Source organism: Hyunsoonleella aquatilis, assembly GCF_014270105.1.
Classification (GTDB): Bacteria; Bacteroidota; Bacteroidia; order Flavobacteriales; family Flavobacteriaceae; genus Jejuia; species Jejuia aquatilis.
Genome location: NZ_JACNMF010000004.1, coordinates 212,803 through 232,322 on the forward strand (window position 1 = coordinate 212,803; position 19,520 = coordinate 232,322).

Sequence of the window (19,520 nt, forward strand, 5' to 3'; positions counted from 1 at the left end):
ATTTTATTGTTAGCTTTCAGCTTATTTGTGAAGGTCCTCGTGGACTTCCTATTCAGTAATAGTTTGCCTGCTTTTAGCATGAAAACGACGCAACAAAGTTTATACAGAGACCTTAAGCGAAACTGCCAAAAATGCTCACTTTAGGCCTAAAATCATTTTTAGCACCTCGAAACCACCTTAAATATCTGGCACTGAATTTGTTTGTAACATTTCGAAAGTTTTAGCTACTCATTAGTAAAACAAGTTTAATATTTAAAAAGAAAAACAAATGATTCATAAAGGTGCATTAGTTTTAGGCGTATTGATTGGCGCTGGTGTAGGCGTTTTATTCGCTCCCGAAAAAGGGGAAGTTACCAGAGCTAAGCTTAAAAAGGAAGGAGAAAAAATAAAGGACCAAATAACCGAAGATTTTACTGAGGTTAAAGAGGATATATCAAAAGCCACTAAATCCGGTAAGGACAAATTTAAGAAAGAGGCAAAGGATTTTGCGTCCAAAACAAGTTATAAAACCGAGCAGGTGATTACATTTTTGGAAAAGCAATTGGCAATTCTAAAGGAGAAAAATAAAACGTTGCAACAAACGAGTTAATACCCAATAATTAGATGAGATGCTGAAACGAGTTCAGCATGACAGTAATTCTGCTATTTAGATAAAAAGAATCCAACGCTATCCGTTGGATTTTTTCATGTATTGCTAAACCTATATAATAATTATAAATTACTTGCTGTTAAGTAACATTTATTACAATACTTAACTACGTTTCAATTTAAATTCGCATTAAAATCGACAATTATGGAATCCATTTTAAACCCATGGCCATGGTATGTTTCAGGCCCTTTAATCGCCTTAGTCATGGCACTTTTACTCTATTTTGGAAAAACCTTTGGAATGTCCTCAAACCTCCGAACCATGTGCTCCATCATCGGTGCTGATAAGTTTTCTGATTTTTTCAAGTTCGATTGGAAAGCACAACTTTGGAATTTAACCGTGGTATTAGGTGCCGTAATTGGAGGGTTTATAGCCGTTCAATTTCTGTCCAACGATTCGGGTACGGATTTAAACCCAATAACTATTGCTGAACTCCAAAACATGGGATTTGAAAACCCAGGCAAAACGTTAGTTCCCAACGAAATGTACAGTTTAGATTTACTGTCATCTCCTAAAGTCCTTTTACTTCTCGTTGTTGGTGGACTATTGGTTGGTTTTGGAACCCGTTATGCCGGCGGATGTACCTCAGGGCATGCTATCACAGGATTAAGTAGTTTGCAAAAACCATCATTGATAGCTGTTATCGGCTTTTTCATTGGTGGACTTATTATGGCTAACCTTCTCTTACCCCTAATATTTTAATTATGAAGTTCTTAAAATTCTTATTGGTCGGCATATTTTTCGGAATTTTATTGGTGAAATCCGAAGCTGTTTCATGGTATCGCATTTATGAAATGTTCCGTTTTCAATCGTTTCACATGTATGGCATTATTGGTACGGCGATAACATCCGGAATTCTGTTTCTTCAACTTTCAAAAAAGGGCCTTATCAAAAGCGTAAAAGGTGCGGATATTTTTGTTCCGAAAAAAGAAAATGGTTTTATAAGGTATATTGTTGGCGGTACGATTTTTGGGTTCGGTTGGGCATTGATTGGCGCTTGCCCCGGCCCCATGTACGTGCTTTTGGGCACTGGCGTTTGGAGCATGCTTATAGTAATTGCATCAGCTATTCTAGGGACTTTCATTTACGGACTTCTAAAAAACAAGTTGCCACATTAAATGGAATCCACCCAGATCTTAGGATATATCGGAGCACTAATCGTCGGGCTAGTATTAGGGCTTATTGGCGGTGGCGGTTCTATTTTAACCGTTCCCGTTTTGGTGTATATCTTGGGATATAATCCAATAGTGGCCACGGCCTATTCCCTATTTGTTGTTGGTTCGTCTTCTTTGGTGGGTACATTTCAAAAATATAAGGAGGGATTAGTAGATTTTAAGACTGGTCTGGTTTTTTCGTTTCCATCTTTCGTAGCGGTATATTTATCAAGACGCTATCTGTTACCCAATATTCCTGAAGCATTATTTGAAATTGGAAACTTAAGTTTCACCAAGGACATGAGCATCATGATTTTCTTTGCCCTCATTATGATTGGTGCCTCGTATTCCATGATTAAATCCAAGTCAAAAACTGCAGAAAATATTTCCGGTCAGCCCTATTACAAAACTTTTATTCAAGGATTAATTATTGGAACCATTACAGGAATTATCGGTGCTGGGGGAGGGTTTCTTTACGTTCCTGCTCTTGTGCTTTGGGCAAACATTCCGATGAAAAAAGCAGTAGGCACCTCTCTAATTATCATAACCGTCAATTCCTTAATTGGCTTTTTAGGGGACGTACAAACTTTAGATATTGAATGGGGATTCCTTTTGACATTTACTGTAATTGCAATATTGGGTATTGTCTTGGGGGTATTCCTTTCAAAATTTATCAGCGGAAAAAAGCTTAAAAAAAGCTTTGGGTATTTTATTCTGATAATGGCTACTTATATCATTTACAAAGAGTTAAAATAACTCTAAAAGTAATATAAGTTACAAAGTGTATCAATGAGGTTTATTAATTTTGAAAAAGAATTTTAAGAATATGAAAATAGAACAGATATATACCGGATGTTTGGCCCAAGGTGCCTATTATATTGAATCGAAAGGTGAAGTAGCTATTGTTGACCCTTTAAGGGAAACCCAACAATATGTGGACAAAGCAGAAAAAGAAAATGCCAAAATCAAGTACATTTTTGAAACCCATTTTCATGCGGATTTTGTTTCCGGTCATGTAGATTTGGCGAAAAAAACTGGTGCTACTATTGTTTATGGTCCTGGAGCGAAGACAGAATACAACATCCATGAAGCAAAAGATAATGAGGAATTTAAACTGGGAAATGTTACTATTAAAGTATTGCACACACCAGGGCATACACTAGAATCGTCAACATATTTATTGTTGGATGAAAACGGAAAGGAACACGCTATTTTTTCAGGGGACACATTATTTCTAGGTGATGTTGGGCGACCTGATTTAGCCATAAAATCTGATTTAACCAAAGAGGATTTAGCCGGCATGCTGTATGATTCGTTACGCAACAAAATAATGACCTTGCCCGATGATGTCATTGTTTATCCAGCGCATGGCGCAGGTTCCGCATGCGGAAAAAATTTAAGCAAAGAAACCGTTGGTATTTTAGGCGATCAAAAACAAACTAACTATGCATTACGAGCGGCTATGAGTAAGGAAGAATTTGTGAAAGAAGTCCTAGATGGCATCGCTCCTCCTCCCCAATATTTTGCTAAAAATGCGATGATGAACAAAATGGGCTACGACACCTTTGAGACAGTACTTAAAAAAGGTGACACACCTCTTAACCCAAATGATTTTGAAGCCATTGCCAACAATGAAGATGCGCTGGTTCTTGATGTAAGAACAGAGCAGGAATTTGTGAAAGCGCATATCCCCAACTCCATTTTCATTGGATTGAATGGCGGATTTGCCCCATGGGTTGGTGCTTTGATTACCGATTTAAAACAGCCGATCTTGTTGGTAACTCCCGAAGGGCGCGAAGAAGAATCCGTAACCCGATTATCTCGCGTTGGTTATGATAATACATTGGGCTATTTAGACGGAGGCATCGAAGCATGGAAAAAGGCAGGAAAGGACATCGAGACGATAGCATCCATATCTGCCGAACAATTTTCAGAAGATTTTAAAAATAAAAACATAAACGTACTGGACGTTAGAAAAGATGGTGAATATACCTCCGAACATTTGGAAGGCGACAACGTGCAGCATTTTGCTCTGGATTACATCAATGATAATATGAGCAAAGTAAATCCAAAAAACACCTATTATGTGCATTGTGCAGGTGGTTATCGTTCGGTAATCGCTTCGTCTATTTTGAAAGCAAGAGGTTTTAATAATATTTTTGACATTGCCGGAGGTTTTGGCGCAATAAAGAAGATGGACTTGCCAACTACAGATTTTGTGTGCCCTTCGGAACTGTAGCCGCTTTATAATTCAATGTTCGCCTTTGTATTATGTTGTTAAACGCTTATAAGCCTGTCTGCTTGGTACAGATATTTTTTGTTGCTCCGTATTTTTTACGTTTGCACTGCTAAAGCGCGGGTCGGCTATATATGCCATCCGTTCTTGCTTGATGACCTCAACACTCAAAAAATCAAACTCCTCTACCACCTTTCCTATAATACGATACACCCCCTTGCCCCTAAATGGATATCGTTTAGCCACGGGAGGAAAATGTACCGTATCCAACCACTCTCCCTCTTGATCCAAAAACGTTCCGAAATGCATACGGTCTCCTTTGTGCGTACTCGTGTTTTTTGCGGTAATCAAATAGCCATAAATAGTTACCACCCTACCTTTGTAAACTGCTAAATCCTTTGTTAAAAGTCTATTAGTAGGCGATTTTTCCAATAGTGAAAACACGTCATAAAGTGTAAAATTGAGCAACTCCAGCTGATCAAAAGCATCCTCTAATTGGGTAATGGTAAATTTTGGCAATTCAAAAGCTCTCGCCCCCAATCTAAATAATTGTGGTTGCATCTCATCAATGGCCAAATGATGGCATTTATAATAGGCTTCCCATAATAGCGTTCGTTTGTCTATCCCCGAACTTCTAAATGCATTAACCCTAATCAGTATATCCAATTGCTCTATGGACATGGGGACACGCTCCATAAAATCGTCCAGCGACATAAAATTGCCATACACCCTAGCTTGTAATATATTGACCATATTACGCCTTTCAAGCCCTTGCAAATGCTGAAATCCAAGATAAATATCTACACCCACAATAACGGTTTCAATACGGCTTCGATTAATGCAGGGCGGATGCACAACCCCTCCCCATTTTTTGGCTTCGTGCAAATACAATTCAGTCCTGTAAAACCCACCTCCATTGTTAACCGTAGCTACCATATATTCCAAAGGGTAGTAATGTTTTAGAAACAAACTTTGGTAGGATTCTACAGCATAGGATGCAGAATGTCCTTTAGCAAAAGCGTACCCAGCAAAGCTTTCAATTTGTCGCCATACCTCAAATATCACCTCATCTCGTTCTCCTTTTTCCCTGCAATTGGAAATAAACTTTTCCTTTACTGCCAAAAACTCCTCCCTAGAACGGTATTTTCCGCTCATACCGCGCCGCAGCACATCAGCCTCGCCCAAATCCAATCCCGCATAATGGTGCGCCACCTTAATCACATCTTCCTGATATACCATTACGCCATAAGTATCTGGCATAATATCCCACAATACGGGATGGGCCCTTTTTCTGCGTTCTGGGTTTTTGTGGCGCAGGATATATTCTCGCATCATGCCACTTTTGGCTACACCCGGACGAATGATAGAACTTGCCGCAACCAGTGTTAAATAATCCCGTACCCCCAATTTTTTAATCAGCATGCGCATTGCTGGGGACTCCACATAAAAGCAACCGATACATTCGCCCTGCTCTATCATATCATTTATGCTATCGTCTTCAAAAAAAGGCTTCGCATTATGAATATTGGGCAACTCAACCCCTGGCCTGTTTTCCTCAATAACAGCAATGGCATCCTTAATCTTTCCCAAGCCACGTTGCCCTAAAATATCAAACTTGTACAAACCGACATCCTCCGCAATATGCATATCAAATTGAACCGTTGGAAATCCTTTGGGTGGCATATTTGTTGCCGAAAAATAGTGGATAGGCCGTTCTGAAATCAAAACACCTGCCGCATGAATACTGACATAATTAGGACGGCCCTCCAAATATTTGGCATAGCGCAATACCAGTTTAGACAAATCGTCCAATTGCCTGTAATCAAACTTTCCAGAACATAGTTTATCGATCTCATATTTGGGCAACCCAAACACCTTGCCCAGCTCGCGTACTGCTCCTTTATATTGAAACGTTACATAAGCCCCCAACAGTGCTACCTGCCCGTCCCCTTTAAACTCCTCAAAAATAAAACGCGTAACATCCTCCCTGTCCCATGTTGAAAAATCAATATCAAAATCAGGCGGCGTGGTGCGGTATAAATTCATGAATCGCTCAAAATACAAGTCCAATTCTATAGGATCTACATCAGTTATCTGCAACAAATAGGCAACAATACTGTTGGCTCCACTGCCCCTCCCTACGTAATAATACCCCTTTGATTTTGCATATTGAATAATCCTCCAATTAATCAAAAAGAAACTCACATAATTCTGCTTTTTTATCAAGTCCAGCTCCTTTTCCAAACGCTGTTCAATTGTTTTTGAAACCTCATCATATCGTTTGGGCAAACCCTCATAACACAAGGCCTTCAACGTATTGAAATCCACTTCTTCGGAGCCATAAAGTGTTGATAAGTTCTGACTTTTTTTTGTGTTTGAAAAGTCAAACTCAATACTGCACCGCTTCAATAAATTTGATGTGTTTTCTATAATATGGGGATAATCCTTAAAGCTTTTTTCAACTTCGGAACCAGGCAGTATTTGGTGTGCCAACTTACCTTGTTGCGCTTTTGGAAGCTTGCTTAAAAGCAGATTGTTGTCTATAGCCCTCAACAGCCTATGCACATTAAAATCACGTTTACCCCTAAAGCTTATGGTATGTAGCAAAACCAATCTGTCCCTATGCTGGTTCAATCTTGAAAATGGAAGCATATTGATATCGTCTAGCGACACCCCTATATATTCGCTTTCAGAAAACGTATATTTTTCTATTTCCAATAATTTTCGAAAGGGATAAATAGTGACTGCATTTTCAAATACGGGCGCCTCATCAGGAAACGGCTCATCATCGTGCAAATGCCTGGACAGAAAATTGTTCAACTCCAAAAACCCTTCATTATTGGTGGCCAAACATACATAGCATTGTTGCGCACTGTTCCTAAAATCTATCCCCACTACGGGTGTAATACCATATTCTGGAGCACGCCTTATATAATTTAAGCATCCAGAAGTGTTATTGATATCCGTAAGCGGAAACGTGTTGCAACCACTCTCTTTTGCCAATGCCATAAGTTCTATTTCGGACATGGTGCCGTAGCGCAAACTATAAAAGGAATGGTTGTTCAAAAACATGGCTTATCCAAGCTTAATACTTAAATTGAATCTTTATTATTCTCTATTTTGGCGTTACCACGCTTAAGGGCGTGGTCGGGCTATCCACTATATCCCTGACGGTACCGTCAGGGGATGCCGTTTCTATCCCTAACGCACCTATCCGCCACCGTAGTTTTATCACCCAATCATCGGGCAGACCTTCTACCTTCAGGCCCAAAAGCCCTGACTGTGTACGGCCACATAAATCATTGCGTTCGATGCGCCAAAACAATGGGTGGCTCCCCATTAAACGGGTTGGTAAAATTCCCAACAGTCCGTGCCCCTTCGCCCATAGCAGAAGCCCTTATCACACTTCTGGAACCATACCGCAATCGGATCTTATCCATGGCACTGTAAAGGTTTACCGTTCGTTTTTCATCATCAAAAAGATTGATTTGGTATGTGCCAGAAGTAATACCACTAAACCTAACTCCCACTAAGCGGATAAGCACCCGCCTGTCATAAAGTTTATCAAACAGTTCCAGCACCAATGGTATTAAATGATGATCTGCCGACGTATATGCAATTTTTGTTTGCTTTGAATACGTCTGAAAATCGGAATACCTGATTTTCACCGTCACTACAGAAGCCAATTTCCCACCACGCCGTAATTGAAAAGCCAAATCTTCGGCCATGGCAGAAAGTGTGGTCTTTATTTTTGAAATGTCTGTGGTATCCCTTCCGTAAGTACGCTCGCTCGAAATGGATTTTCGCTCATGATATTCGATGATGGGCGTATGGTCAATGCCGTTGGAGCGTTGCCAAATCACACGCCCGTTTTTGCCAAATACCGAGGTCATCATCTCCACGGGCATTTGCTGTACGGTCTCAACAGTTTTAATGCCCATGTTGCAAAATGCCCGAAAGGTCTTCTCCCCGACCATAGGAATCTTTTTGATGGAAAGTGGTGCCAAAAACTGCTTTTCCGCCCCAAATTCAATCTTTAATTGATTATTGGGCTTGGCCTCATTGGTAGCAACTTTTGACACGGTTTTATTTTCGGAAAGCCCAAAAGATATGGGTAAGCCTGTTTCTCGAATAATCTTTTGCCGTAATTCCGTGGCATACTTATAGCAACCAAAAAAACGGTCCATGCCCGAAAGGTCAGCATAAAACTCGTCCACACTGGCCTTTTCCAAAACCGGAACTTCGCCCTGCAAAATTTCCGTGACCATTTTTGAGTATTTGGTATAGGTTCCCGCATTGCCCTTTATAAATATGGCATGTGGGCATAGTTGCCTTGCCATTTTTGCCGGCATCCCGGAATGTACGCCATAAGCACGAGTCTCATAACTGGCTGCACTTACCACGCCCCTATCCCCGGTACCTCCAACAATTACGGGCTTATTGTTTAGCCTACTGTCCAAAAGCCGTTCGCAGGATACAAAAAATGTATCCAGATCAAAGTGTAAAATGGTACGCTTCATTAAGAAGAAAAAAATTAGTGTTCTACAAAAATATAGAACAATAATATATTTTCTATATTTGTGTATCCAAAAATTATTAACAAAATAGCACGCCTTCCAAACCGCACTGTAAATGAACGATTTGCATGAAAACCAAATAGCGCTCTTAAAACTGCTCCATGAGCAAATTGATAATCCGCTTACCATCAGGCAAATTCAAGACAACCTTAATTTTTCATCGTCAAGCATGGTGGCCCATCATATTCAAAAGCTGGAACAAAAAGGCTACCTTAAGCGCAATCCCAATAACCCTAGGGACTACCAAGTATTTTTGAATCCCGAGCGCCCAATTATTTATTTAAATCTTTACGGAAATGCACAATGCGGTAAAAACGGGACGATTTTGGACGGCATTCCTATAGATAAAATCCCAATCGCATCAAGATTGCTAAAGTTTCCTGCACATGAAGGCTTTATCGTTACCGCCAAAGGCAACTCTATGGAACCATTTATAAAAGAAGGTGATCTGGTAATTGCTCAAAAAAAAGACAACGCCGAAAATGGAGAAAAAATCGTGTGCGTGTATGGCGAAAAAGTACTCATCAAAAGATTTTTTCAGCAAAACGACACCATAACCCTAACATCCTTAAATAGCGAAAACCATCCCCCAATTATTGTTGCTGATTATTTTAAAATAGAAGGTGTGATAAAGAATGTTTTAAAATACAGCTAAAAAACTGACAATTATCACATTAAAAGACCGGCCCCAGCAGTAATTTTGCATTAAACCATTGTTAAAATGAAAACCTCTTTTGAAATACAAAATTTAAAATGTGGAGGATGCGCCAATACCATTTCTAAAAAGTTACAGGAAATTGAGGATGCTAAAAGCATTGAAATTAATCCCGAAATGAATAGGGTTTCTTTTGAGCATACACATATGGAAACACTCAATAAGGTAAAAGCAGTATTGCATGCTATTGGTTATCCTATTGTTGGAGACAAAAACGCATTGATTACAAAAGCTAAATCCTTTGTAAGCTGTGCAATTGGAAGAATGAATTAATTAAACGATCTCAGCACTCAAACCAGCCTCTAATAATTTAGAGCAACGCGGTTTTAAATCTTCGTATTCACCAGTTTTTACGGTGCATTTTCCTTTGTAATGCACAATTAGTGAGCATTGTTCTGCTTGTTCTGAAGTGTGGTCGCAGGCATAAATCAGTGTATCGATAACGTGATCAAAGGTATTCACATCGTCATTGTACAGCACAATTTCATTGAGCTTCACTACCTCTTCTTCAAGTAGTAATTCTTCTGAATATTTTTCTTTTGAACTCATTTTTTAAATCTTTTGGGAGCAATTTTACTACTAATTTAAAAATTTTAACGAAACCCAGTTGTTTCGTTCCAACTTTTCTTTAAGCATCAATCCAAATTTTTCACATTCCCCCTGAATCATTGGAATATCATCCGCATAAAACCCACTTAAAAACAACATCCCTTTTTTATTTAAGCAAGACACGTACGTTTCCATATCCTGCATTAAAATATTACGATTGATATTTGCCACGATTACATCATATTTGTTTTTTCCTAAAACAGAGGCATCTCCTTCAATAACCGTGATGTGAGCACAATTGTTGCGCCCTACGTTTTCCAAACTGTTCAAATAGCACCAATTATCATAGTCCACCGCATCAATAGGTTTTGCTCCTTTCATTTCAGTCAAAACTGCCAAAACCCCCGTACCACATCCCATATCCAACACTGATTTTCCTTTGAAATCATTATTCAAAATATGCTGAATCATCATGTGCGTCGTCTCGTGATGTCCAGTACCAAAGCTCATTTTTGGTTCAATAACGATATCAAATTTGGTATTGAAAGGCTCATGGAATGGTGCTCTAATGGCACACATATCCTCAATAACTATGGGATTGAAATTCTTTTCCCATTCGGCGTTCCAGTTGGTTTGGGCTATTTCTTCAAAAGTATAGGTGATTTCGAATTCATCCGAGCCCAAAATTTGAATATCTTGCAAAATCGACTCGTGCCATTCTTCCTTTTGAATATATGCCGTTACGCCATCCTCAGTTTCCACAAAGCTTTCAAAACCTGCATATCCTAGTTCGGCAATTAGGATTTCAGTTGCGGGTTGCAATGGTTTTATTGAGAAATTATAGCCTATATAAATTGGATTAGACATCTATAAAAATTTAGGCCACAAAGATAGACCTTAATACTACAATAACTGCTTTTCCATCGCAATTTTGATGATGCCCACGCTATTTTTTGCTCCCAGTTTACTCATGATATTCATGCGGTGGGTCTCCACGGTTTTTGGACTGATAAAGAGTTTTTCTGAGATTTCTTGTGTGGTGAGCTCCTCTGAAATGGCGACTAAAACATCATGCTCGCGTCGCGTTAAATTCGGTTTTAGTGCATTGTCAATTGTTGACTTTGAAGTTTGGTTTAATAACTGTTGCTGAATATCCTTTTGTAAAAACAACTCCCCAGAAAGTACAGTTTTCATGGCAGTAACCAATTCCAACTTATCGGTGTTCTTTAACAGATAGCCATGCACACCATTTTTGAGCATGCGCTTCACAAAGGAAGTATCCTCAAAATTGGTGAGGGCGATAATCTTCAAATCGGGATAGGATTTAAGCAGTTGTTTACTTAAATCGATACCATTGATGTCAGGTAAATTGATATCCAAGAGCAACACATCTGGTTGATCCGCACCAATATTTTCTAAAGTTTGAGAAGCATTTTCGTATAGACCAACAACCTTCAATTGGGTCGTGCCCTCAAGCATCGAGGCTATGCCCTTAAGCACCATCACATGGTCGTCCGTTATGGCTATTTTAGTTGTCATTTAATTTTTCTAAATCGATTTCAATAATGTAAGAGGTCCCATTTTCGTTGGATACAAAATCAACTTCCGCCTTTAAATAATCAATTCTGGATTGCACATTGCTCAAACCTATCCCGTCAGAATCGACCTTGTCTTTATCAAAACCTTTCCCATCATCCTCGACGGTTATTTGGAGCGTATTGTCCCTTAGGCTCAATTGAACATTAATCGTTTTGGCTTCAGCATGCTTCAAACTATTTGTCACCAATTCCTGAATAATTCGAAATACATTCACCTCAGCCTTTTGCGGTAATTCAACGGCTTCCCCTAGATGCTGAAAAATGATTTCCTCTTTCGGGTTTATATTATTTAAATTATTACAATAATCAGCAATTGCTTCTACTAAATTAAAGTTTTTAAGCGAAGGCGGCACCAAATTATGCGAAATAGCACGCACTTGTTTACAGGATTCGTCTATCATTGTGATGGCCTCGGCAATTACTTTTTGGTTGGTTTCCATCAGGGCTGACAATTTGTATTTGATGGCAGATAAGTCTCCATTTACCCCATCATGAAGTTCTCTTGCTATCCTATAGCGTTCATTTTCTTCGCCCTCAATAAGCGCTTCCAAAGTTTTAATCTGGCCTTCTCGCTTTAAGGCCAAAATTTCCTGTGCTTTTCTTTTCTGGCGTTGCCTGAACACCACAAAGGTCATTATGGAAACTATCAACAAAAAAATCGCAATTCCAGTCATATATTTAAACCTTGCTTGGTTTTTCTCAATGGCAAGCTGTTGCTCTACCAGGGCTTTATCTTTTTTTTCCGTTTCAAATTGAATTTCAAGCCTATTGATGTTTTTTAGATTGTCCTCATTTAGAATACTATCCTTATAACTTGTATAGGTTATAAAATGATGTAGTGCTTCTTCGACATTGCCCGAACTATTGTTGAGTTGATAGCTCTGCCAATGCAAATCCCGAAACACTTTTTTCGAGGGGACATCCATAGCAAAAGCCTGTTTCAAAAGGGTTCGACTTTTGCTGAAATCCCTCAAATGCATATAGGCTTTACTCAATAAGGACAATGTTTCGGGTATATCAGAAATATAGTCATGGGTTTGCTGAATGTTATAAGCCTGATTCAAATAACCCAAAGCATTTTGAAACTGTTCCTTTTCTATTAGAATAGCACCAATATTTCTACTCACTTGGGCCGTTCCCCATTCATTCTCAATTTGTTTGTCAATCGAAAGGGTCTTTTCGTAATATTCCAAAGCCCTATCAAGGTTTCCCTGCTCAGCATAAACCGACCCGATACCGTTGTAAACATTAGCCAAATTATCAAGATCGCTTTTTGCTTCATGGATGGCAACGGCTTGGTTGTAACTGGCTATGGCCTCATCGTATTTTTCCAGATTTTTATAAACAATCCCAATACTATTAAGGGTAAAACCCATCCCCGTGGAGTCCTTTAATTGTTCATATATGGATAAGGTTTTGAGATATGCCTTTAAACTGGCTTCATAATTATTTTCTAAACTGTAGATGACCCCCTTTTGATAAAGGCCATTGGCTATTTTAAAAGTGTCTTTTTGTTTTTCTACAAACCTCCGATATTTATCAATGTAATTATGCGCCTGTTCATAGTTACCCACCACCCTGCTAAGCACCGCATAGCGATAATTACTGGCAGAGATGCCTTCTTCATTCTTTAATTTTGAATACAAGGCCATGGCCGAATCCAAATGCGTTTCGGCAGTTTTTACGTCCTTGCTCAGGTTGGCCCACGCCAATTTTGAATGTGCTAATGCCCGATTAAAATCACTGGACTTTTTTGATGATATTACAGTTTTTAAGCTATCCAGATATGCATCCTGACTTTGCCCAAAACAAATTGAGTATAACAAAAGAAAAACATATGCTAGTTGAAATTTCAAAACTGTGACGTTAACAACTTAAATGTAGCGAATTTTAATTTTATCCATTACACCATCCTCATTGTTTCACAAATTGCTTCGAAATACTACCCCCCTCAGTTTTCAAATGAAACAGATAAGTACCGGATTGCAGGTTGCTCAGGTTTAATCTATTATCCGTTGGAATAACTTCCAACACCACCTGCCCTCTTAAATTTATGATTTTAAAGTCTGTTATTTGCTGATTATTGGTATCTAAAACCAGGATATCCTTCACGGGGTTAGGGTAAAAGGTAAAACTGTTCAGTACGAAATCGTCATCCGATAAGGTAGACAGTTGCCCAGAGCGCGCATACAAGCTCCAAGTACCATCGGTATTTTGCACCCTAATGTATAGAATATGATCGCCATCAGGCAAATCGGCAGGTACCTGTGCCACCAAATCCATATCTACCAGCACTGCATCGCTTATATCTATCGGCGTTGCATTTCCAATACCGGGGTCAATATCAAAAAAGTACTCTACTCCAGTAATTAATGCTGAATTTACTAAGTCTGGACTGACGTAAAACACATTTTTGTCATAAATACTCCAAGTGCCGTCATCATTTATCAATCTAACATATAGCTTATGTACCCCTTCAGCAAGGCCAGTTGTGGGCACATTCAAATCCTCATCAATCATATTTCCTGAAACGGCAAGAGAGGTTCCATTCCCTACTCCAGGGTCGGTATCTATAAAATATTCCGCAGAAGCGATACTTGCCGTATTTGAGTTATTGGGATTGACGTAAAACACATTTCTGTCATACAAGCTCCACGTACCATCACCGTTCTGCAACCTCACATATAATTTGTGAACTCCGTTGGAAAGACCCGTGGTAGCCACATTCAAATCAGCATCTACGGTATTACCGGTCACAGTTAAAGGAGTACCATTTCCAACTCCGGGGTCGGTATCCACAAAATATTCTGCCGATGAAATACTCGATGTATTGGCATTATTTGGGTTGACGTAAAACACATTCCTGTCATAAAGACTCCATGTGCCATCCATATTCAACAACCTCAAATACAGTTTGTGAACGCCACTGGAAAAGCCGGTTGTAGACAAACTAAAGTCTTGGTCAACCGTACTTCCCGAAACGGCTATGGAAGTACCATTCCCAACTCCAGGGTCGGTATCCACAAAATATTCAGCAGAAGCGATATTGTATGTGTTTGCATTACTTGGGTTAACGTAAAATACATTTCTGTCGTAAATGCTCCAGGCCCCATCATCGTTCAAAACACGGATATACAGCTTATGAACACCATCGGATAGTCCCGTGGTTGCTATGCTAAAATCTTGGTCAATGGTGTTTCCCGAAACCGCCAAGGTTGTGCCGTTGCCAACACCGGGGTCGGTATCAATAAAATACTCAGCCGAGGCAATTTGCGAATAGCACCATGGCCCGAACACCAACAACCATATTAAAATGAACGCTTTCATTTTCAGTATGTTTAAAATTAGTTAGTAATATTGGCGTTGGCCTTAATATTGATATTTAAAGGTGTTCCAGCGCTTAGGATATTGTTGAAAATGACAAAATCTGTCAAATAAGGTAGCTCCGTCGGATATCCCCGAATGCTAAACGGAAAACCGCCATTAAACACCCCTAAATCATTGCCATCTGTACCAGCGTTTTCAGCAGGAGATCCCGCTTGAATATGATAATCATTTGTAGTTGTATTCAAGGCCGCATTTGGGTTAAAGGACACAAACTGTGGATCCATATCATCAATATTATTTGTCCCCGAAAGCGCATCAAAAGTCGTGTTTATACTATAGGTCAAATTGTTCTGAAAGTTTAAAGCCGAATTTGAACCTCTATTCATGTTAACCACATCAGTCCCAGTAAATATGAAAATGTTATTGCTGATTTGCGTGCCACTGCAACTCCTAAAAACAGCAATGGATTGATTGCTATCCCCATTTTGGAGGGTCATAATAATATTGTTGTTCAAAAGGGTCGTATTATTAAACCGATAAAACAATTCATAATCGTACCAAGTGTTCCATCTGTTAAATGTGTTGTTGGAAATAATCCAGTTCTGGCTATTGTAGTTATCGATGGCTCTAGTTGTAGAATGATAAAAGAAATTTCCAGAAATAATGGCATTGTTGGCTCTTGAAGTCGTGCTATTACCGTAAATGGCAACAATTCTGTTATTGGTAATGATTACATCGTGGTTATTATAAGTGGTGTTATCCAAATAAATGCCATTAATATTTAGCCCCGATATTTTTGAGCCAGAGGCGTTTTCATATCTAAAAAGAATATTGTTAACCAATGCCCTTTCACCGGCGTTCAACTGAGCATGGTGCGCAATTCCATAAATACTCAAGGGTTTATTCATTTGAATATCACCATAACCATTTGGCGAAGGTTGCAAATAAATAATATCGCCTGCAACGGCGTCATCTACGGCCGCTTGAACGCTGGTGTATTGTGCTCCAGAACCTTGATTGTTGTCCACAACATAAACGGTTTGAGCTTGCAATGTCATACAGGCAATACACATAATTGCCAGTGTTAATAAGGATTTTCGGAGGTTTGCTAATAGCTTCATAATTAAAAAATTTTAGTGATTACTTATAGCTACAAGGTATTACCCCTTACCCTAAAAAAACTAAGGGCATTCCTTGATTTGTAAAAAATCAGGGAATACCCTTAGAAGTAATAAGATCTAAAATCAGATGAATTTTTATTTGGGCGCCTGCCTACCGGCGGTATTGCAGGCAGGTTACCCTTAACGATTTTTTGAGCGTTACCCTCGAGATACATTCCGTTGTTTCATGAAACCAGCGTACTCGGGTCGGGCCTGCCTGCCGGCAGGCAGGCTTTCACTACTCAATCTTTTTTAAGTGTCATTGCGAGGGAGTCCCAATAGCTATCGGGACGACCGTGGCAATCTTCTAAATTGTGTTTCCTCACAAACTTAAGCCTTCCCCTTTAAAAAAGGATTTCAAACAGGCCGTTCAATCCCTGACGCGGGTGTGTTTGCGGGCTTATGGTTTAAACCGAAATAGTATATGTTTTTTTGGGAAGTTCGCTTAATGGCCTTGTTATGCGGAGTTACCTGGGTTAGCACTTAATTTGGCAAGTATACACAAACTGAAAATCCTCGCGAATTTTCAGAAGTAAGTGGGAACGATCAATTATTAATAACCATCTTTTTTGCGCTGTCATTATTTTGCCTTTTAGCTTCAATCTAAAATTTCAATTGTTTTGTCAATATCCTTGATAATTTCCTTTAGCCAACGTACATCTATTTCCGCGCTTACATATATATCTTTAAGTTTTACATATGTTTCCTTCTTTTTTAAAAAAGAAATATACCCTTCTTCAGATAAATTATAATCTGGATGTTTTAACACTTTATCACCTGAAATATCAAAACTATTTAGATATAAGAAGAGCGTCCTGTTCTCTTGCTTCCATATGGTATTGATTTTTCTGGCTTCTTTATACTCTTCTAATGTAGTATCATATTTTGCTATCGCATTATTTTCTTTAGAATTTAATAGTTTTAATAAGCCTGCAGATTTAGCAGAAGCTCTTCTCGATCCATCAATCGAAAAAGACTTAATAGGCATCATTTCAATTGCATATTTTCTGATTGTGTCTATTGGTAATTCCGTGTTGTTACCCGCTGATATATTTAATATTTCCATGGCTTTGTTACGGCATTGCTCTGCATAAGCTTTATAGTTTTTGAAAAATATTTTGTTTTCAGATAACTCTGCTATGAGTTCTTTTTTAATATTCCTTCTTTCCTGTTCATTCGCTTTTGCTTGATTAAGATTATTTAACCATAAAGCAATTAAAATTCCAATAACTACAAGAACAATTTCTCCAATTGCGTAAATCAAATACTTGCTGAATTTGTTTTCGGAGAGTAATTTTTGTCTAATTTTTCTAAAGAATTTTATCATTGGCTTTTGTTGGTTATAATGAAGGTTACTTGCTTATGCGTATAAAATACATTTTAATGACCGATATTCAGTGGTTAACGAATCTACCCATTTTTCCTGACAAAGTCAAACCTACTCACCCTTTGTGCCTTGGCGTCTTTGCGAGATAACTTACTCAAATTACAAATCCACAGAAAACAACCCACAAAAAAAACCTGTCAAGATTTAACCTGACAGGTTCTATATGATAAGATGTTGAATCAATCCAGAAAACTCCCGTGTTAAGTTTTGAACACTTAGCGTAGTCGAAGTGTTCAATCCCTAACTCGGGTGAGCTTTCCATCGAGTTGTTTGTATTTCATTTTAATTCTTACCAATGGTAACGGTTACACGCGCTTTGGCATTAACGGCTTCGCAATTGGCTATTGCGCTATCTAGATAAATTAAGGAGCCACTCCCAGTACTGGTATTGGCGTGGTAAACTCCAGGGGTATATTCAGTAAGATGGCTTGCACCAGATCCTACACTATTTCCCGTTGGCAGAACGGTATCCGGAGTCCATGAGTAGGTTCTCCCAACATTGGAAGGTATGGGGTCCGGAGCATATGTTAGTATTTCTAAATGGTAACTTTTAGCGTCATCTACGGCAGGTACCTCAAAGTAATTTACAATACCATAGCCACCGCCACCTTCCCACCATCTGCATGCAATATCAACCTCCATAATAATCACTTCTGGTCCAGTAGCGAAAAAGAATTGGGCACGGGACGTGCCTCCTCTTCCATCTCTGGATTCCACATAACCTTCATAGGTGGTCTCAGGTTCTAGTCCAGAGAAGCCGTAGCTTAAGGTTGTAACTCCAGAGGCCATTTCTTGTCCATCTAGAACAATGGCATAGGTAACGGTATCGTCATCGGGGTCGATAGATTCCGTCCATTCGATGGTTGCTCCATCAAAACGTATTTCCGTAGTGTTTGCCGAAAAAATTGAAGGTGCATTGTTATTTGGGTCGTCACCATTGGTTGAGCAAGACATAAAGATTAATACGAAGGCAAAGCATAAAAAGTAGAGTAATTGTTTCATAATAAATTTGATTAATTTTGAACATTTACTTCTTCATCGCTATTCTACAAAAATGTCATCAAAAAAAATGGAAGTTTTTTTAAATGGGTTTTAAATAATGCTCAAAGAAAATGTGTACCCAATGTTTTAATACACCACAACTTAAGAATTTGTAACATTTTATTACCGAAACAATATCGATTTAAGTGTTTTTATTATCAGTAATTTAATAAATTGTTTTTTCTGATAAGCCAAGTTAACACATCCTTTGCGCCTTAGCGTCTTTGCGAGATAATTTCCTCAAATTACAAATCCACAGAAAACAACCCACAAAAAAACCTGCCAAGTTTTGACTGGCAGGTTCTAATATTATGAGATGCTGAAATAATCCCGATAGCTATCGGGACAGCATGACAACAAGTTTTATGTTTTAAAACGCATTCACAATAGCAAAGAAATCGGCAGCTTTCAAAGAAGCCCCACCAATCAATCCACCATCCACGTCTGGTTTTGAGAAAATTTCCTGAGCGTTTCCAGGTTTTACGCTTCCACCGTAAAGGATAGAAACGCTATCGGCAACCTCTGCACCATATTTATCAGCCAAAGTTTTTCTAATAAAGGCGTGCATATCCTGAGCTTGCTCTGGTGTTGCAGTTTCACCAGTACCAATGGCCCAAACAGGCTCGTAAGCTAAAACGATACTTTTAAAAGCATCTGCTTCTAAATGAAACAAAGCGTTTTTGATTTGGCTTTCAACCACCGCTTCTTCATTTCCAGCTTTTCTATCCGCCAACTCCTCACCGAAACAGAAAATAGTACGCATGCCGTTAGCTAAAACTGCATCAACTTTTTTGGCCAAGGCCTCATCCGTTTCATTAAAATATTCACGACGCTCGCTATGTCCTAAAATCACTGTAGTAATACCGATACTCTTCAGCATACCCGCACTAACTTCACCAGTATAGGCACCATCTTCTGCAAAGTGCATATTTTGTGCAATTACCTCTATGTTATCCTGTCTCAAGGATTCAAAAGCATTCCATAAGTTGGTAAAAGCAGGTGCTATCATCACCTCTGCATCCGAGGTTTTTGTTTGATTTTTAAGGTCAGTAATTAAGGCTTGGGTTTGCGACAAACCATTGTTCATTTTCCAGTTTCCGGCTACGATATGTTTTCTCATGATGTTG

General features: G+C 38.9%; 19 protein-coding genes. 7 read left to right on the plus strand and 12 right to left on the minus strand.

From position 1 onward, the window contains the following. Positions 1-268: 268 nt before the first annotated feature. The 5 genes from H7U19_RS12520 (at position 269) to H7U19_RS12540 (ending at position 4,042) form a co-directional block, all read left to right on the plus strand. Positions 269-589, plus strand: a complete 321-nt coding sequence (locus H7U19_RS12520) for a YtxH domain-containing protein (RefSeq protein ID WP_186562881.1) — start codon at positions 269-271, stop codon at positions 587-589. 204 nt (positions 590-793) lie between these two features. Next, positions 794-1,351, plus strand: a complete 558-nt coding sequence (locus H7U19_RS12525; RefSeq protein ID WP_186562883.1) for a YeeE/YedE family protein — start codon at positions 794-796, stop codon at positions 1,349-1,351. A gap of 2 nt (positions 1,352-1,353) precedes the next feature. Continuing rightward, the gene (locus H7U19_RS12530; RefSeq protein WP_186562885.1) at positions 1,354-1,767 is read left to right on the plus strand and encodes a DUF6691 family protein; all 414 of its coding nucleotides are present in this window, start codon (positions 1,354-1,356) and stop codon (positions 1,765-1,767) included. Next, the gene (locus H7U19_RS12535; RefSeq protein ID WP_186562887.1) at positions 1,768-2,559 is read left to right on the plus strand and encodes a sulfite exporter TauE/SafE family protein; all 792 of its coding nucleotides are present in this window, start codon (positions 1,768-1,770) and stop codon (positions 2,557-2,559) included. Between the two features lie 70 nt (positions 2,560-2,629). Continuing rightward, positions 2,630-4,042, plus strand: coding sequence for an MBL fold metallo-hydrolase (locus tag H7U19_RS12540; protein WP_186562889.1), 1,413 nt, complete (start codon positions 2,630-2,632; stop codon positions 4,040-4,042). 30 nt (positions 4,043-4,072) lie between these two features. Here the strand turns inward: H7U19_RS12540 and H7U19_RS12545 are convergent, their stop codons facing one another. From H7U19_RS12545 to dinB, 3 genes are read right to left on the minus strand one after another with little or no spacing between them, the layout of a single operon-like run. Beyond that, positions 4,073-7,111: a DNA polymerase III subunit alpha gene (locus H7U19_RS12545; RefSeq protein WP_186562891.1), complete on the minus strand. Its 3,039-nt coding sequence runs from the start codon at positions 7,109-7,111 to the stop codon at positions 4,073-4,075. 43 nt (positions 7,112-7,154) lie between these two features. Continuing rightward, positions 7,155-7,310 carry a hypothetical protein gene (locus tag H7U19_RS12550; RefSeq protein WP_186562893.1) on the minus strand — a complete coding sequence of 52 codons (156 nt, stop codon included), beginning with the start codon at positions 7,308-7,310 and terminating at the stop codon, positions 7,155-7,157. 28 nt (positions 7,311-7,338) lie between these two features. After that, positions 7,339-8,559, minus strand: coding sequence for a DNA polymerase IV (dinB, locus tag H7U19_RS12555; protein WP_186562895.1), 1,221 nt, complete (start codon positions 8,557-8,559; stop codon positions 7,339-7,341). Between the two features lie 112 nt (positions 8,560-8,671). On the opposite strand from dinB, the gene H7U19_RS12560 reads away from it, so the two are divergent. Together H7U19_RS12560 and H7U19_RS12565 are read left to right on the plus strand one after the other, a co-directional pair. Beyond that, complete coding sequence (locus tag H7U19_RS12560; RefSeq protein ID WP_186562897.1) at positions 8,672-9,271, plus strand: LexA family protein; 600 nt, start codon at positions 8,672-8,674, stop codon at positions 9,269-9,271. 66 nt (positions 9,272-9,337) lie between these two features. Next, a complete protein-coding gene (locus H7U19_RS12565; RefSeq protein ID WP_186562899.1) occupies positions 9,338-9,604 on the plus strand; it encodes a heavy-metal-associated domain-containing protein in 267 nt (88 codons plus the stop codon). Here H7U19_RS12565 and H7U19_RS12570 read toward each other — a convergent pair whose 3' ends face one another. From H7U19_RS12570 to tpiA, 9 genes are all read right to left on the minus strand, one after another. Further along, positions 9,605-9,880 carry an ATP-dependent Clp protease adaptor ClpS gene (locus tag H7U19_RS12570; RefSeq protein WP_186562901.1) on the minus strand — a complete coding sequence of 92 codons (276 nt, stop codon included), beginning with the start codon at positions 9,878-9,880 and terminating at the stop codon, positions 9,605-9,607. It abuts the gene before it with no gap. Positions 9,881-9,910: 30 nt separating this feature from the next. Next, positions 9,911-10,747, minus strand: coding sequence for a 50S ribosomal protein L11 methyltransferase (prmA, locus tag H7U19_RS12575; protein WP_186562903.1), 837 nt, complete (start codon positions 10,745-10,747; stop codon positions 9,911-9,913). Positions 10,748-10,783: 36 nt separating this feature from the next. Then, positions 10,784-11,419, minus strand: a complete 636-nt coding sequence (locus H7U19_RS12580) for a response regulator (RefSeq protein WP_186562905.1) — start codon at positions 11,417-11,419, stop codon at positions 10,784-10,786. Continuing rightward, on the minus strand, positions 11,409-13,334 hold the full coding sequence (locus tag H7U19_RS12585) for an ATP-binding protein (protein WP_186562907.1): 1,926 nt from the start codon (positions 13,332-13,334) through the stop codon (positions 11,409-11,411). Before H7U19_RS12585 ends, H7U19_RS12580 begins: the two co-directional genes overlap by 11 nt. A gap of 58 nt (positions 13,335-13,392) precedes the next feature. Beyond that, positions 13,393-14,805: a T9SS type A sorting domain-containing protein gene (locus H7U19_RS12590; RefSeq protein ID WP_186562909.1), complete on the minus strand. Its 1,413-nt coding sequence runs from the start codon at positions 14,803-14,805 to the stop codon at positions 13,393-13,395. Between the two features lie 17 nt (positions 14,806-14,822). Then, positions 14,823-15,926, minus strand: a complete 1,104-nt coding sequence (locus H7U19_RS12595) for a right-handed parallel beta-helix repeat-containing protein (protein WP_186562911.1) — start codon at positions 15,924-15,926, stop codon at positions 14,823-14,825. Positions 15,927-16,563: 637 nt separating this feature from the next. Continuing rightward, a complete protein-coding gene (locus tag H7U19_RS12600; RefSeq protein ID WP_186563438.1) occupies positions 16,564-17,292 on the minus strand; it encodes a hypothetical protein in 729 nt (242 codons plus the stop codon). 342 nt (positions 17,293-17,634) lie between these two features. Further along, complete coding sequence (locus tag H7U19_RS12605) at positions 17,635-18,354, minus strand: fibronectin type III domain-containing protein (protein WP_186562913.1); 720 nt, start codon at positions 18,352-18,354, stop codon at positions 17,635-17,637. Positions 18,355-18,763: 409 nt separating this feature from the next. Beyond that, entirely contained in the window at positions 18,764-19,513 is a 750-nt protein-coding gene (gene tpiA, locus H7U19_RS12610; protein ID WP_186562915.1) for a triose-phosphate isomerase, read from the minus strand. Between the last annotated feature and the right edge of the window lie 7 nt (positions 19,514-19,520).

Bases quoted from the DNA above. Each gene is read 5' to 3' on its own strand.
- H7U19_RS12520 (WP_186562881.1), top strand. From the start codon at position 269: ATGATTCATAAAGGTGCATTAGTTTTAGGCGTATTGATTGGCGCTGGT.
- H7U19_RS12525 (WP_186562883.1), top strand. From the start codon at position 794: ATGGAATCCATTTTAAACCCATGGCCATGGTATGTTTCAGGCCCTTTA.
- H7U19_RS12530 (WP_186562885.1), top strand. From the start codon at position 1,354: ATGAAGTTCTTAAAATTCTTATTGGTCGGCATATTTTTCGGAATTTTA.
- H7U19_RS12535 (WP_186562887.1), top strand. From the start codon at position 1,768: ATGGAATCCACCCAGATCTTAGGATATATCGGAGCACTAATCGTCGGG.
- H7U19_RS12540 (WP_186562889.1), top strand. From the start codon at position 2,630: ATGAAAATAGAACAGATATATACCGGATGTTTGGCCCAAGGTGCCTAT.
- H7U19_RS12545 (WP_186562891.1), bottom strand. From the start codon at position 7,111: ATGTTTTTGAACAACCATTCCTTTTATAGTTTGCGCTACGGCACCATG.
- dinB (WP_186562895.1), bottom strand. From the start codon at position 8,559: ATGAAGCGTACCATTTTACACTTTGATCTGGATACATTTTTTGTATCC.
- H7U19_RS12560 (WP_186562897.1), top strand. From the start codon at position 8,672: ATGAACGATTTGCATGAAAACCAAATAGCGCTCTTAAAACTGCTCCAT.
- H7U19_RS12565 (WP_186562899.1), top strand. From the start codon at position 9,338: ATGAAAACCTCTTTTGAAATACAAAATTTAAAATGTGGAGGATGCGCC.
- H7U19_RS12570 (WP_186562901.1), bottom strand. From the start codon at position 9,880: ATGAGTTCAAAAGAAAAATATTCAGAAGAATTACTACTTGAAGAAGAG.
- prmA (WP_186562903.1), bottom strand. From the start codon at position 10,747: ATGTCTAATCCAATTTATATAGGCTATAATTTCTCAATAAAACCATTG.
- H7U19_RS12580 (WP_186562905.1), bottom strand. From the start codon at position 11,419: ATGACAACTAAAATAGCCATAACGGACGACCATGTGATGGTGCTTAAG.
- H7U19_RS12590 (WP_186562909.1), bottom strand. From the start codon at position 14,805: ATGAAAGCGTTCATTTTAATATGGTTGTTGGTGTTCGGGCCATGGTGC.
- H7U19_RS12595 (WP_186562911.1), bottom strand. From the start codon at position 15,926: ATGAAGCTATTAGCAAACCTCCGAAAATCCTTATTAACACTGGCAATT.
- H7U19_RS12600 (WP_186563438.1), bottom strand. From the start codon at position 17,292: ATGATAAAATTCTTTAGAAAAATTAGACAAAAATTACTCTCCGAAAAC.
- H7U19_RS12605 (WP_186562913.1), bottom strand. From the start codon at position 18,354: ATGAAACAATTACTCTACTTTTTATGCTTTGCCTTCGTATTAATCTTT.
- tpiA (WP_186562915.1), bottom strand. From the start codon at position 19,513: ATGAGAAAACATATCGTAGCCGGAAACTGGAAAATGAACAATGGTTTG.